Genomic DNA, 13,101 nt, shown 5'->3' on the forward strand with positions numbered 1-13,101 from the left:
CGGCGGATCCCCTGGCTGGCGACTGCTTCTAGCCGTTCCCGCCCGCCGGAGGGAAGGGCGGGGGTGCCGCGCAACCATCCGGTGCTGGCCTCGACCGTGCGACTCGTATCTGTTCCTTCTCCGTTCCAAATCCGTGCTTCGACATACGACCGCCGTATCGCGGGTCGACAAGGTCAGCCATGTTCGCGCGCCTGCTCCACTGGTTCGAAACCCGCCTCGATCCCTTTCGCCCGACGCCGGTCGTCCAGCCGCCGGAGGGCCTGCTGGCGTTCTACTGGCACTTCGTGCGGCAGGGGCGGGGGCTGTTCGTGGCGGCGCTGGTGGCCGCCTTCTGCGTCGCCATCGTCGAGGTGTCGCTGTTCCGCTATGTCGGGCAGATCGTCAACCTGCTGGAATCCTCCTCGCCGGCGACGATCTTCGCCGAGCACAGCGGACTGCTGCTGTGGATGGCCTTCGTGGTGATGATCGCCCGCCCGGTGGCGCAGGCGATGCACGATTTCCTCATCCGCCAGTCCATCACCGCCAACATCTCGAGCCTGGTGCGCTGGCAGTCCTATCGCTGGGTGGTGCGGCAGAGCCTGGGCTTCTTCCAGGGCGACTTCGCCGGGCGCATCGCCACGCGCGTGCAGCAGTCGGGCTCGGCGCTGCGCGGCTCGGTGGTCGAGGTGATCGACGCGCTCTGGTACGTTACCGTCTATGCGGTGAGCGCGGTGATCCTGTTCGCGGAGGCCGACTGGCGGCTCGCCCTGCCGATGATCGCCTGGATCGCGCTCTACATCCTGGCGCTCAGCCATTTCATCCCGCGGGTGCGCCGGCTCTCCAAGGAACTCTCGGAGACCAATTCGGCGCTGACCGGGCGGATCGTCGACAGCTACACCAACATCATGACGGTAAAGCTGTTCGCCCATTCCGACCGCGAGGACGCCTATGTGCGCGGGGCGATGACGCGGCACAACGATACGTTCCGGGCGCAGCAGCGCCAAATCACCACCATGGCGTTCACGGTCAGCGTGCTGAACAGCCTGATGCTGGGTTCCATCGGCGGGCTGGGGGTGTGGCTGTGGTCGCAGGGGGCCGTCAATCTCGGCGCCATCGCGCTCTCCACCGGCCTCGCCATCCGCATCACCAACATGTCCGGCTGGATCATGTGGGTGGTGACCGGCGTGTTCGAGAATGTCGGCACGGTGCAGGAGGCGATCCAGTCGATCGCCCGTCCGCACAGCGTGCTGGACACGCCGGCGGCGCCGGCGCTCACGGTGCCGAGGGGCGAGATCCGCTTCGAACGGGTCGGCTTCCATTACGGGCGCGGCTCGGGGGTGATCGACGACCTCTCGCTGGTGCTGAAGCCGGGCGAGCGGGTGGGGCTGGTCGGTCCCTCGGGGGCGGGCAAGTCGACGCTCGTCGGGCTGCTGCTGCGCTTCTACGACCTCGAGGGCGGGCGCATCCTGATCGACGGGCAGGATATCTGCGCCGTCGACCAGGAATCGCTGCGCGCCCATGTCGGCGTCGTCACGCAGGATACCTCGCTGATGCACCGCTCGGTGCGCGACAACATCCGCTATGGCCAACCCGAAGCGGGCGACGCCGCCATCGCGCTCGCCGCCGAGCGCGCCCATGCCGTCGATTTCATCGACACGCTGGTCGACCCGAACGGGCGGCGCGGGCTCGACGCGCATGTCGGCGAGCGCGGCGTCAAGCTCTCCGGCGGCCAGCGCCAGCGCATCGCCATCGCCCGCGTGCTCTTGAAGGACGCGCCGATCCTGGTGCTGGACGAGGCCACCTCGGCGCTCGATTCGGAGGTGGAGGCGGCGATCCAGTCGAACCTCGACGAACTGATGGCCGGCAAGACGGTGATCGCCATCGCCCACCGGCTCTCGACCATCGCCAAGATGGACCGCCTCGTGGTGATGGATGGTGGGCACATCGTCGAGACCGGCACCCACGCCGAACTGGTGGCCAAGGGCGGCCTCTATGCGCGGCTGTGGCAGCGCCAGTCCGGCGGGTTCATCGACGCGGAGGCGATGGAGGCGAACGAGACGGGCGACCTGGCCGCGGAGTGAGGTCACGCCGCGTGCGGTGTGATGCGTTCCAGGTCGGGGATGCGCGCGGCGGTGGCGAGGTCGAAGGCTGTCTGCAGGTTCATCCAGAACTCAGGCCCGGTGCCGAAATAGCGGCCGAGGCGCAACGCCGTATCCGCCGTCACCGGCGTTTCCTCGCGGGCCAGCCGCTCGATCCGGGTGCGCGGCACATGCAGAGCCTTGGCGAGGGCATAGGCCGTCAGGGAGAGCGGGCGGAGGAACTCCTCGCGCAGGATTTCGCCGGGGTGGACTGCGGGGTGCGGGCCGATCATCTCGAATGTTCCTCAGTGATAATCCACGATCTCGACATCGGTGGCGTGGCCGTCGCGCCAGACGAAGCAGATGCGGAACTGATCGTTGATGCGGATCGAGTGTTGCCCATCACGGTCGCCCTTCAACGCTTCCAGACGGTTCGCCGGCGGCGCGCGCAGCGCATCGAGTGTCACCGCCGCAGCCAGCATCGCGAGCTTGCGCTGCGCCACGCGCACCAGATCGGACGGGAAGCCCTTTCCGACGGCGCCATTCCACACCGCTTCGGTACGCTTGTCCTTGAAGCTCAGGATCATCGGTGCCTCGAACCGGGCCATAGATGTATCATGCGATGATACGCCGAGCAACGGCAGCGTATCGACCTATGATACGTTCGTGCCAAATCCCCCCACCTGCCGCAGCGCTTCGCCGGTCACCATCGCGGCGGCTACGGCGACGTTGAGCGAGCGGGTGCCGGGGGCGAGGGGGATGAGCAGGCGGGCGTCGGCGGCGGCGTGGATCGCGTCGGGCACGCCGGCGCTCTCGCGGCCCATCAGCAGCACGTCCGAATCGGCGAAGGCGAAACGGGTGTAGGGCGTCGCCGCGCGCGTCGTTATCAGCACGAGCCGGCGTGCCTCCGCCCGCCGCCAGTCGTCGAAGGCGTTGAAGCTGGCATGGCGACGGATCGCCGCGCGGTCGAGATAATCCATGCCGGCGCGGCGGAAGCCGGCATCGCCCACGGGAAAGCCGGCCGGCTCGATGATGTGCAGCGCGAGGTCGAGACAGGCGCAGAGCCGGGCCAGCGTGCCCGCATTCTGGGCGATGTCCGGCTGGTAGAGGGCGAGGGCGGGGCGCTGCGGCATTGGGGTAGGCTTCCACGGGCTGGAGGGTTTCGTGCCGGCGGCGCGCGCGGGCGGGGGAGAGGACGCACTGCCGCACTGCGTTCATCTGGACAAGGGCGGGCGACGATGCAATTAGAGGCTCTCGAAGGTACGTCGGCCTTTGCGGGCCGGCGTACTGCGTGCGTGACGTGCGCAGCTTCTGGACGCAGCGGCGGGCGGGGGCCCGCTCCGTTCGCAGGCTTCGCATCCGGCTTCGGCGGTGCCGCTGCGGGCGCCGCAGGACCGGCCCGCGCCGGCCGCGCGGGGACAGGTCGAGGGGAAAGGGATCGAACGTGGCAGCTACCGAGACGGCGGAACCCACTCGCCGCGACTTCCTCTACATTGCGACCGGCGCCATGGGCGCGGTCGGGGCGGCGGCGCTGGTCTGGCCGTTCGTCTCCCAGCTGCAGCCCGATGCCTCGGTGCTGGCGCTGTCCTCGACCGAGGTCGACCTCACCCAGATCCAGGAAGGCCAGATCGTCACGGTGAAGTGGCGCGGCAAGCCGGTCTTCGTGTGGAACCGCACGCCGAAGGACATCGAGGAAGCCAAGGCCGTCCAGATTTCCGCGCTGATGGACCCGGTGGCCCGCAACGCCAACCTGCCCGCCGATGCGCCCGCGACCGATGCCAACCGCGCCGCTCCCGACCAGGAGAAGTGGCTGGTGGTGATCGGCATCTGCACGCATCTGGGCTGCGTGCCGATCGGCCATATGGGCGAGTATGACGGCTGGTTCTGCCCGTGCCACGGTTCCGAGTACGACTCGGCCGGGCGCGTGCGCCGCGGACCGGCGCCGGAAAACCTCGCCATCCCGCCCTATCGCTTCGTGTCCGACACGAAGATCTCCATCGGCTGACCGGCGCGCAGGGACATCCATCCAATGAGCGGACACGCGACATTCGAGCCGAAGAACCCGGCGCTGAAGTGGTTCGAGAGCCGGCTTCCCCTGTTCGGCCTGATGCACTCCTCGTTCATCGCCTACCCGACCCCGAAGAACCTCAATTACTGGTGGACCTTCGGCGGCATCCTCTCCTTCATGCTGGTGTGCCAGATCGTCTCGGGCGTCGTGCTGGTGATGCACTACACGCCGCATGTGACGCTGGCCTTCGACTCGGTCGAGCACATCATGCGCGACGTCAGCTATGGCTGGCTGATCCGCTACATCCACGCCAACGGCGCCTCGATGTTCTTCATCGCGGTCTACATCCACATGTTCCGCGGCCTCTATTACGGGTCCTACAAGGCCCCGCGCGAAGTGCTGTGGATGCTCGGCGTGGTGATCTACCTGCTGATGATGGCCACCGGCTTCATGGGCTACGTGCTGCCGTGGGGGCAGATGAGCTTCTGGGGCGCCACCGTCATCACCAACCTGTTCTCGGCCTTCCCGGTGGTCGGCCCGACCATCGTCGAGTGGCTGTGGGGCGGCTTCGCGGTCGACAACCCGACGCTGAACCGCTTCTTCTCGCTGCACTACCTGCTGCCCTTCATGATCGCGGGCGTCGTCGTCCTGCACGTGTGGGCGCTGCACGTGGTCGGCCAGAACAACCCGACCGGCGTCGAGCCGAAGTCCGACAAGGACACGGTGCCGTTCACGCCCTACGCGACCATCAAGGACTCGTTCGGCATCGCCTGCTTCCTGCTGTTCTTCGCCTGGTTCGTGTTCTACATCCCGAACTATCTGGGCCATGCCGACAACTACATCCCGGCCAACCCGCTGGTGACGCCCGCGCACATCGTGCCGGAATGGTACTACCTGCCGTTCTACGCCATGCTGCGCTCGGTGCCGGACAAGCTCGGCGGCGTGCTCACCATGTTCGGCGCGATCATCGTGCTGTTCTTCGTGCCGTGGCTCGACACCTCCAAGGTGCGCTCGGGCGTCTACCGGCCGCTGTTCAAGCAGTTCTTCTGGATCTGGATCGCGGTGTGCATCGGCCTGGGCTGGCTCGGCTCGAAGCCGGCGGAAGGCGGCTACGTGATCGCCGGTCGCATCCTGACCGTGTGGTACTTCGCGCACTTCCTGATCATCCTGCCGCTGCTCGGCCTGTTCGAGAAGCCGAAGGCGGTGCCGGCCTCGATCTCGGAAGCCGTGCTCGCGAAGCACAAGGGCGCCGGCGCCCAGGCCAAAGCGTGAGCGGGACGGGTAACATGATGAAGCGTATGTCTCTCCGCCCGCTGGCCGCCGGCCTCGCCGTCGCCGGTGCGCTCCTCGCCCTCGCGCCCGCCGCGCAGGCGGCCGAGGGGGCGCCGAAGCCGCACCGCGAATCCTGGACCTTCGCCGGGCCGTTCGGAAAATACGACCGGGCGCAGCTCCAGCGCGGCTTCCAGGTGTTCAAGGAAGTGTGCGCCTCCTGCCACTCCGCCCATCTCTTCGCCTTCCGCAACCTCGCCCAGCCGGGCGGGCCGGAATTCAGCGAGGCGCAGGCGAAGACGGTGGCCGAGGAATACAAGGTCCAGGACGGCCCGAACGATGCCGGCGACATGTTCGAGCGGCCGGGCCGGCTGTCCGACCACTGGCCCTCGCCTTTCCCGAACGAGCAGGCCGCCCGCGCCTCGAACGGCGGCGCCTATCCGCCGGACTTCTCGGTGCTGGCCAAGGCGCGCACCTATGAGGTGGGCTTCCCCGGCTTCGTGATCGACGTCTTCACCCAGTACCAGGAACAGGGCCCGGACTACATCCACGCCCTGCTCAACGGCTACAAGGATCCGCCGGCGGGCTTCCAGGTGCCGGAGGGGGCGCACTACAACGAGTTCTTCCCCGGCCACGCCATCAAGATGCCGCAGCCGATCTCGGCCGACCAGGTGACCTACACGGACGGCACGCCGCAGACGCTCGACCAGTACTCACGCGACGTCACCGCGTTCATGATGTGGATGGCGGAGCCGCATCTCGAGGCCCGCAAGCGCCTCGGCTTCCAGGTGATGATCTTCCTGCTGGTGTTCTGCGGGCTGCTCTACTTCACCAAGAAGAAGGTGTGGCGCAACGTCGAGCACTGACCGGCTCGGTGGGATGACGATCCGGAAGGGCCCCTCGCGGGGCCCTTTTGCGTTTACGATGGGGCACCGCCCGTCCGTTCAAGCGGAGTTCAGGGCGGCGGCGTTAGGCGATCGGGCCATTGAGGCCGGTCGAGGGGAGGCGAGGGACGCATGTCGACGACATCTGGTGAAACGGGGACGGTGCGGGGCCGTTCCGGCCGCGGGGCGGGATCCGTCCTGACCGCAGCGGCGGTCCTCGCTCTTGCCGCCTGCGCGGTCACGCCGGCACGGGCCGATGACTGCGCGGTGATCTACAAGGCGTTCGAGGCGCTGGCCGGCGCACCGTCCTACAGCCAGGACGTGACGGTGCAGGGCAACCGCCTGCGATCGGTGGTGATCGGCGACGTCATGTACGTCAACAGCGGCAGCGACTGGCAGAAGATCCCGCTGACGGCCGAGGGGCGGCGCGGCATCCTCAAGCAGTTCCTGCCGGACGGTACGTATCTCAAGGAGTGCGCCAAGGTCGGCTCGGAGACGATCGGCGGCAAGGCGATGACCGTCTACAGCTACGTGCCGCCGGTGCCCAAGGGGATGGAGGCGTTCGCGGACGCCGCCGGGCCGCAGAAGCTGTGGGTGGGGGTGGCGGACGGGCTGCCCTACCGCATGACCGCCTCGTCGGTGGACATGTCCATCAGCTTCGACGGCGTCACCGCGCCGATCCCGTGAGGCGTGCGGATCGGGCGTGGCGGCTGAGCGGCCGGCGCCCGGTCTCCTCGCGGAGGGTTGCCGCGGGCGATGCGTTGCCCGTGCGCCCGCCACCGTTCAAGCGGAGTTCATGGGGGATGCGCCACAACGGCGGCGGCTGCTGATGGGGCGGGCCGGTGGAGACGAGGGGCGGCATGTCGAGTTCAAGTTGCGAGATCAGCAGGGATGGGGAGCGGAACGCCCGGTCGGGCCGGAGCCGGTGGATCGGCGCCGCGATCGGGTTGGGGGCTGTGTTCGCGAGCGTCCCGGCCCGGGCCGATGACTGCCCGGCCATCTTCAAGGCCTTCGAAACGCTGATGAAGACCTCGACCTACAGCCAGAACATCGCGATGAAGGAGATGTCGCTGCGGTCCATCGTGATGGGCGACGTCATCTACATGAACAGCGACGGCACCTGGACCAAGGTCGCCCTGAAGCCGGGCGGACGGCAGGAGATGCTGAAGCAGTTCGTGCCCGACGGCTCCCACCTGAAGGAATGCGCGAAGGTCGGCACGGAATCGATCGGCGGCAAGGCCATGACGATCTACCGGTACGTGCCGCCGGTGCCCAAGGGCATGGAAGGCCTGCCGGGCGCCGGGGTGCCCCAGAAGCTGTGGGTCGGCGACAGCGACGGCCTACCCCACCGGCTGACCACGGATGCGATGGAGATGACCATCAGCTTCGAGCCGGTGACGGCGCCGATTCCCTGAACGGCTGCCGCGGGCGGGCGCCCGCACCGCCGGTCTCTTCGGAGGTCGGCTGGCGCTCGGTGAATTCCAGTCGCATGCCGACATGGTCGGAGATCCGCCGGCCGTCGCCGGTCGCGTTGGAGAGGGGGGCCAGCCGCGTGCAGGTCAGGTCCGGGCTGTGGGCGAGGTGGTCGATCACCGCGAGCGGGAAGCCCGGCTGCGGGCCGGCCGTGGGGAGGATGAAGCGCTCCCCGATGACGGACATCAGCTGCTCGTAGACGGGACGCGGCGCGCGCCGGCGCGGGATGGCCTGGTTGAAATCACCGAGCAGGAGTTCGCGCGGGCGCGCGGGCCGGTTCGACAGGATGGCTCCGAGCGCCTCGAGATAGAGCCCGTGTTCCTCCCACCGGCGGCGGTCGCGCCGTCCGGTCGCGACATGGGCGTCCGCCCAGGGAATGCACACGCCGGTCGCCTCGACCGCGCCGAGCGGCGTCTGCGTCGTCGCGCGCACGAAGCGCGCCTGGGGCAGAGCGGGGTGCCCGACGGGATCGACCTCCTGCCAGGGCGATCGGCTCCACAGCAGTACCTTGTGATCATCCGGCCTCCTGCGGGGGCCGGGAAAAGCGGGGGCGGCGGCGATGTGCCCCGGCGGCAGCAGACCTCGACTGGCTTCGGTCAGGCAGATCAGGTCGGCATCCGCGGCGGCGATGATGGCGCGTGCCGCCTCGCCTGCCGGGCTGCCTGCGCGGCGCCAGGCCAGATTCCAGAGGACGACCGTCAGCATCGCGCGCTCAGCCCGGCGCCAGCCGCTCGACGAAGACGCAGTTGGTGAATTCGAAGGCGAGCTTGCCCCTCTGGTCGGTGCCGGTCTCGTGCGTGAAGACGAGGCCCCATTGCGGGCGGCTGGCGCTCGGTTTCTTCGCCTTGACCTCGCTCATGAAGGTGAGGGTGTCGCCGGCGAGCACCGGCTTCAGCCATTTCATGTCCTTGAAGCCGGGCGAGGGGCCGATATGGGGGATGCGCTCGCCATGGGCGAGGCGTTCTTCGCGCAGCCGCGCGAGGGCGTCGGCGCGCAGCCGCGCCCAGATCGCCGCGGTGTGCCAGCCGGAGGCGGTGAGGCCGCCGAAATGGCTGCGGGCGGCGGCCACCGGGTCGAGATGGAAGGGCTGCGGATCCCAGCTGCGGGCAAAGGCCTGGATCTCGGGGGCGAGAAAGGTGTGGCTGCCCAGTTCGAGCTTCTGGCCGACGGCGATATCCTCGAAGAACCGCATGGATCGCCTCACCAGGCCGGGCGGGCGCCGGGATTGCGCCGCCCGAACATCAGGACACCGACCAGATCGAACACGACGCTGTCGGTCGCGTCGATCAGTTCGAAGCGGAACTTCACCAGCCCCATTTCCGGGCGGCTCTTCGAATCGCGGGTCTCCAGCACCGCCCGGCGGAGCTTGAGCACGGCGCCGGGATGCACCGGCTTCAGGAAGCGCGCCTCCTCGACGCCGGGCGAGCCCATGCCGTCGCATTTCGACAGCAGGCCGTCCGCCAGCAGGCGCATGAAGATGGCGCAGACATGCCACCCCGAGGCCGACAATCCGCCGAGCGCGGTGGCTTCGGCGGCGGCGTCGTCGAGATGGATGGGCTCGGGATCGAATTCCCGGGCGAAGGCGACGATCTCCTCGCGCCCGACCACATAGCGCCCGCAGGTCGCCACATGACCTTCCTGGAAATCCTCCCAGAACAGCATCGCCGCTCCCCGCCTCCGCTCCCGGCGCCCTCATGACACGGGAGGCCGGCCGGCAGGTCAAGCGCGCGGGTGCCCGGGCGGCGGATTCGATGGGGACAGGTCGCACCCGTGTGGCCGCGGCGCCCGGCCGGAACCCACCGGAAGCGCTCCGGCGCCTGCTTCAGTTGGCGAAGCGGAAATGCAGCACGTCGCCGTCGGCGACGACGTAATCCTTGCCCTCCAGCCGGAAGCGGCCGGCCTCGCGGGCGCCGGCCTCGCCATTGCCCTTGACGTAGTCGTCATAGGCGACGGTCTCGGCGCGGATGAAGCCCTTCTCGAAATCGGTGTGGATCACGCCCGCCGCGCCGGGCGCCTTGGTGCCGGCGACGATGGTCCAGGCGCGGGCTTCCTTGGGGCCGACGGTGAAATAGGTGACCAGCTTCAGCAATTCGTAGCCGGTGCGGATGATGCGGTTGAGGCCCGGCTCCTCGAGGTCGATCGCCTCGAGATAGTCCTTCTGCTCCTCGGCCGGCAGCACGGCGATCTCGCTCTCGATCTTGGCGGAGACCACCACCGCCTTGGCGCCTTCCTCCGCCGCGCGGGTGAAGACCTGCGCCGAGAGGGCGTTGCCGTTCTTGGCGGAGGCTTCCTCGACGTTGCAGACATAGAGAACCGGCTTGGAGGAGAGCAGGCCGAGCATGCGGAAGGCCTTCTCCTCCTCGGGCTTCACCTCGACGAGGCGGGCGGGCTTGCCCTCGCGCAGCAGGACGAGCGCGCGGTTCATCAGGTCGAGCAGTTCCTTCGATTCCTTGTCGCCGCCCTTGGCCTTCTTCTCCAGCGCCGCCGCGCGCTTCTCGAGGCTTTCGAGATCGGCCAGCATCAGCTCGGTCTCGATGGTGTCGATGTCGGAAATCGGCGCCAGCTTGCCCTCGACATGGGTGACGTCGGAATCCTCGAAGCAGCGCACCACATGGGCGATGGCGTCGCATTCGCGGATATTGGCGAGGAACTGGTTGCCGAGGCCCTCGCCCTTTGAGGCCCCGCGCACCAGACCGGCGATGTCGACGAAGGTGAGGCGGGTGGGAATGATCTGCTGCGATCCCGCGATCTTCGCCAGCGTCTCCAGGCGCGCATCGGGCACGGCGACGTCGCCGACATTCGGCTCGATGGTGCAGAAGGGATAGTTCGCCGCCTGTGCCGCCGCCGTCTGGGTCAGCGCGTTGAAGAGGGTCGACTTGCCGACGTTCGGCAGGCCGACGATGCCGCATTTGAAGCCCATGGGAGAGGACCGTCCGATCGAGTGAAAAGGGTTGGCGCCGTCCTAGAGCATTTCCCGATCAGATGAAATCACCCGATCGAAGAGGAATTGCTCCAGCTATTTGAAAACAGAGCACTTCCTGATCGTTCGGTTATTCCATCCGAACGGGAAGGGCTCTCAGCGGGCGCGGCGCCGGGTGCAATCCCCGCCGGGCCGGCCACGGCCATCAGGCCTTGTGCGGGGCCGCCGGATTGATGCCGCGCGCCTCGATGAGCAGATGCAGGCGGCTCTGGAATTCGTCGGGCTTGCCCTTGACCAGAAGCTCGGCGAGCTCGGCGCAGCCATCGCAGACGGCGTCGACCCACGCCCTCTCGGCCTTGGCGAAATCGTTCAACACATAGGGCATGACCAGGGCGCGGTCGCCGGGATGGCCGATGCCGAGGCGCACGCGGGCGTAGTCGTTGCCGCAATGGGCGGTGATGGAGCGCAGGCCGTTATGGCCGGCATTGCCGCCGCCGGTCTTCACGCGGACCTTGGCGGGCGGCAGGTCGAGCTCGTCATGGAACACGACGATGTCGGCGAGCTCGATCTTGTAGAAGCGCTGCGCCTCGGCGACGGCGCGGCCGCTGTCGTTCATGAAGGTCTCGGGCAGTAGCGCCAGAACCTTCTCGCCGGCGATCTCACCCTCGCAGGCGGCGCCGAGGAAACGCCGGCGCCAGGGCGAGAAGCGATGGCGGCGGACCAGCGCGTCCACCGCCATGAAGCCGATATTGTGCCGGTTGCCGGCGTATTTCGGCCCGGGATTACCGAGCCCCGTGAACAGGAACACGGTAAGTCTCCCGGGCCGGTAGGGCGTCAGTTCTTCTTCGCGGCGGGCTTGGCAGCCGGCGCCGGCGCGGCGGCGGCCGCAGCGGCGGCATCCGCCTCGGCATCGGCCTTGCCCGACGGCGGGACCACGGTCGCGATGGTGTCGTCGCCATGGGCTGCCGAGGTCACGCCCGCCGGCAGGGTGACGTCCGACAGGTGGATCGAATCGCCGATCTCGCGGCCGGTGAGATCGACCGTGATGGATTCGGGGATCGCTTCCGCCGGGACGTTCAGCGCCAGCGTGTGGGCGACGATGTTCAGCGTGCCGCCACCCTTGATGCCCGGCGCGGCGTCGTGGTTCACGAAGTGCACCGGCACGTCCACCTCGATGGTGGCGCCGGCGGCGACGCGCAGGAAGTCGACATGCACCGGCAGATCCTTGATCGGATCGAGCTGGTAGTCGCGGGGGATCACGCGGTGCTTCTCGCCGTCCACGTCCACGTTGAACAGCGTGGTCAGGAAGTGGCCGGCATAGATGGTGCGGGTGATGGTGGTGTAGTCGAGCGTGATGCCGAGGGGGGCTTTGCCGTCCCCGTAGATCACGGCGGGCACGCGTCCGGCGCGGCGTTCGGCACGAGCGGCCCCCTTGCCGACCTTCGTGCGCGCGCTCGCCTTCAGTTCCTTGATGGCGGTCATGGCTTCGTCCTTGGTTCGGGGCGCCGAAATGGAGAAGGCCGCTCGCGCGGCCTCGACATCGGCGCCGGTTCGGGTCATGTCGCCGCGGCGCGCCTCCAGGGGTGCGGATAGGCCACGGGACGCGGCTCCATACCAGCAAAGGGCCGGCGGGGCAATCGGCGCCGGCTGCGGCCGCGCGGGGAGGCGTCAGAATTTGCGGGCGATGCCGGCCTTCAGCGTGCCGGTGCCGCCGCCGGACGCGGCGGCGTGTTCCAGCGACAGGAAGCTTTCGCCGCCGTCTTCCCGGATGCGGTACTCGATCGCGGTCGAGACGGCGTTGGTGTCGGCGACTTCGAGGCGGGCGCCGAGGCGCTCGCCCTCCGCGGTGCCGAGCGGGACGCTGTAGGCGCCGCCGACGATCAGCCCCTCATAGACCGACACCGTTCCCGTCGCCTCGCGGGCGCCGAGCTTGCCGACGCCGTAGAGGTTGAAGGCATCGTCGCCATAGGCGACCCTGCCCTTGATCTCGCCGGAGCCGCCGCCGTTGCGGGCGTCGAGCGCGGACGAGACGGGGGCGGTGGTGGAGACGCTGCTGGCGATGCCGAGGCGGGCGAGGCCCGCATCGAGATCGACCTTGGTCGGCATCGCCGCCTGCGCCGTGACCGGCCGCGGCGTGATCACCTTCTTCGGCGCGGGCGCGCCATGCATCTCCTCGAGCGAGCCGAGGCCGAGATCGAGCACGGCAAAGAGCGAGGGGGGCTCCTGCGCGCTGCCGTCATCGACGACCACGACGAGGCCCGCCTGCGTGTCCTCGGCCGCGGGCGCGGCGGTGTCAGCCTCCTGCGCCTCGGCCTCCGCGATGGCCATCTCATAGGCGGATTCGCCTTCCGGCACGGCGGCGGGACGCACGACAAGGACGATGCCGCTCCACGGATCGGCCGCTTCCTGCGCCTGGGCGGGCGCGCAGAGGGCGGCGAGCAGGATAAGGGGCAGCGCGCTTTTCGGCATCCGGGACGGCTCCGTTCGTCG

The 13,101-nt window shown here is 68.7% G+C and carries 14 protein-coding genes and 1 pseudogene; 5 read left to right on the forward strand and 10 right to left on the reverse strand.

Annotated elements, in window-relative coordinates:
• The first annotated feature begins 179 nt into the window (after positions 1 to 179).
• On the forward strand, positions 180 to 2,060 hold the full coding sequence (locus ACEUEL_RS03560; protein WP_405702211.1) for an ABC transporter ATP-binding protein: 1,881 nt from the start codon (positions 180 to 182) through the stop codon (positions 2,058 to 2,060).
• Between the two features lie 2 nt (positions 2,061 to 2,062).
• Here the strand turns inward: ACEUEL_RS03560 and ACEUEL_RS03565 are convergent, their stop codons facing one another.
• From ACEUEL_RS03565 to ACEUEL_RS03575, 3 genes are all read right to left on the reverse strand, one after another.
• A complete protein-coding gene (locus tag ACEUEL_RS03565) occupies positions 2,063 to 2,350 on the reverse strand; it encodes a HigA family addiction module antitoxin (RefSeq protein ID WP_405702214.1) in 288 nt (95 codons plus the stop codon).
• A gap of 12 nt (positions 2,351 to 2,362) precedes the next feature.
• The gene (locus ACEUEL_RS03570) at positions 2,363 to 2,644 is read right to left on the reverse strand and encodes a type II toxin-antitoxin system RelE/ParE family toxin (protein WP_405706554.1); all 282 of its coding nucleotides are present in this window, start codon (positions 2,642 to 2,644) and stop codon (positions 2,363 to 2,365) included.
• 66 nt (positions 2,645 to 2,710) lie between these two features.
• Positions 2,711 to 3,190, reverse strand: coding sequence for a tRNA (cytidine(34)-2'-O)-methyltransferase (locus ACEUEL_RS03575; RefSeq protein ID WP_405702216.1), 480 nt, complete (start codon positions 3,188 to 3,190; stop codon positions 2,711 to 2,713).
• A 311-nt stretch (positions 3,191 to 3,501) separates the two neighbouring features.
• Here ACEUEL_RS03575 and petA point away from each other — a divergent pair, with 311 nt between their 5' ends.
• The 4 genes and pseudogenes from petA to ACEUEL_RS03595 all read left to right on the forward strand — a co-directional run bounded on the left by petA (position 3,502) and on the right by ACEUEL_RS03595 (position 7,633).
• Positions 3,502 to 4,062: a ubiquinol-cytochrome c reductase iron-sulfur subunit gene (gene petA, locus ACEUEL_RS03580; protein ID WP_405702217.1), complete on the forward strand. Its 561-nt coding sequence runs from the start codon at positions 3,502 to 3,504 to the stop codon at positions 4,060 to 4,062.
• Positions 4,063 to 4,086: 24 nt separating this feature from the next.
• Positions 4,087 to 6,200: pseudogene (locus ACEUEL_RS03585) on the forward strand (cytochrome c1).
• Positions 6,201 to 6,350: 150 nt separating this feature from the next.
• On the forward strand, positions 6,351 to 6,905 hold the full coding sequence (locus ACEUEL_RS03590) for a hypothetical protein (RefSeq protein WP_405702218.1): 555 nt from the start codon (positions 6,351 to 6,353) through the stop codon (positions 6,903 to 6,905).
• 269 nt (positions 6,906 to 7,174) lie between these two features.
• Positions 7,175 to 7,633, forward strand: a complete 459-nt coding sequence (locus tag ACEUEL_RS03595; protein WP_405702219.1) for a hypothetical protein — start codon at positions 7,175 to 7,177, stop codon at positions 7,631 to 7,633.
• Here the strand turns inward: ACEUEL_RS03595 and ACEUEL_RS03600 are convergent.
• The 7 genes from ACEUEL_RS03600 to ACEUEL_RS03630 all read right to left on the reverse strand — a co-directional run bounded on the left by ACEUEL_RS03600 (position 7,599) and on the right by ACEUEL_RS03630 (position 13,080).
• Positions 7,599 to 8,396 (reverse strand): endonuclease/exonuclease/phosphatase family protein, encoded by a 798-nt coding sequence (locus tag ACEUEL_RS03600; protein ID WP_405702221.1) that lies wholly within the window; start codon positions 8,394 to 8,396, stop codon positions 7,599 to 7,601. The genes ACEUEL_RS03595 and ACEUEL_RS03600 overlap by 35 nt on opposite strands.
• A gap of 7 nt (positions 8,397 to 8,403) precedes the next feature.
• A complete protein-coding gene (locus tag ACEUEL_RS03605) occupies positions 8,404 to 8,883 on the reverse strand; it encodes a MaoC family dehydratase (RefSeq protein WP_405702223.1) in 480 nt (159 codons plus the stop codon).
• 8 nt (positions 8,884 to 8,891) lie between these two features.
• Entirely contained in the window at positions 8,892 to 9,353 is a 462-nt protein-coding gene (locus ACEUEL_RS03610; RefSeq protein WP_405702224.1) for a MaoC family dehydratase, read from the reverse strand.
• 160 nt (positions 9,354 to 9,513) lie between these two features.
• Positions 9,514 to 10,611, reverse strand: a complete 1,098-nt coding sequence (gene ychF / locus ACEUEL_RS03615; protein ID WP_405702226.1) for a redox-regulated ATPase YchF — start codon at positions 10,609 to 10,611, stop codon at positions 9,514 to 9,516.
• A gap of 205 nt (positions 10,612 to 10,816) precedes the next feature.
• A complete protein-coding gene (gene pth, locus ACEUEL_RS03620) occupies positions 10,817 to 11,419 on the reverse strand; it encodes an aminoacyl-tRNA hydrolase (protein WP_405702228.1) in 603 nt (200 codons plus the stop codon).
• Between the two features lie 26 nt (positions 11,420 to 11,445).
• A complete protein-coding gene (locus ACEUEL_RS03625) occupies positions 11,446 to 12,093 on the reverse strand; it encodes a 50S ribosomal protein L25/general stress protein Ctc (protein WP_405702231.1) in 648 nt (215 codons plus the stop codon).
• A 186-nt stretch (positions 12,094 to 12,279) separates the two neighbouring features.
• Positions 12,280 to 13,080, reverse strand: coding sequence for a hypothetical protein (locus tag ACEUEL_RS03630; protein ID WP_405702233.1), 801 nt, complete (start codon positions 13,078 to 13,080; stop codon positions 12,280 to 12,282).
• Positions 13,081 to 13,101 lie beyond the last annotated feature (21 nt).

This window comes from Ancylobacter terrae, from assembly GCF_045108345.1.
Taxonomy (GTDB): Bacteria; Pseudomonadota; Alphaproteobacteria; order Rhizobiales; family Xanthobacteraceae; genus Ancylobacter.

What these genes read in the sequence shown, in the direction of transcription:
- ACEUEL_RS03560 (WP_405702211.1), top strand. Translation starts at nt 180, where the DNA reads ATGTTCGCGCGCCTGCTCCACTGGTTCGAAACCCGCCTCGATCCCTTT.
- ACEUEL_RS03565 (WP_405702214.1), bottom strand. Translation starts at nt 2,350, where the DNA reads ATGATCGGCCCGCACCCCGCAGTCCACCCCGGCGAAATCCTGCGCGAG.
- ACEUEL_RS03570 (WP_405706554.1), bottom strand. Translation starts at nt 2,644, where the DNA reads ATGATCCTGAGCTTCAAGGACAAGCGTACCGAAGCGGTGTGGAATGGC.
- ACEUEL_RS03575 (WP_405702216.1), bottom strand. Translation starts at nt 3,190, where the DNA reads ATGCCGCAGCGCCCCGCCCTCGCCCTCTACCAGCCGGACATCGCCCAG.
- ACEUEL_RS03590 (WP_405702218.1), top strand. Translation starts at nt 6,351, where the DNA reads ATGTCGACGACATCTGGTGAAACGGGGACGGTGCGGGGCCGTTCCGGC.
- ACEUEL_RS03600 (WP_405702221.1), bottom strand. Translation starts at nt 8,396, where the DNA reads ATGCTGACGGTCGTCCTCTGGAATCTGGCCTGGCGCCGCGCAGGCAGC.
- ACEUEL_RS03605 (WP_405702223.1), bottom strand. Translation starts at nt 8,883, where the DNA reads ATGCGGTTCTTCGAGGATATCGCCGTCGGCCAGAAGCTCGAACTGGGC.
- ACEUEL_RS03610 (WP_405702224.1), bottom strand. Translation starts at nt 9,353, where the DNA reads ATGCTGTTCTGGGAGGATTTCCAGGAAGGTCATGTGGCGACCTGCGGG.
- ychF (WP_405702226.1), bottom strand. Translation starts at nt 10,611, where the DNA reads ATGGGCTTCAAATGCGGCATCGTCGGCCTGCCGAACGTCGGCAAGTCG.
- ACEUEL_RS03625 (WP_405702231.1), bottom strand. Translation starts at nt 12,093, where the DNA reads ATGACCGCCATCAAGGAACTGAAGGCGAGCGCGCGCACGAAGGTCGGC.
- ACEUEL_RS03630 (WP_405702233.1), bottom strand. Translation starts at nt 13,080, where the DNA reads ATGCCGAAAAGCGCGCTGCCCCTTATCCTGCTCGCCGCCCTCTGCGCG.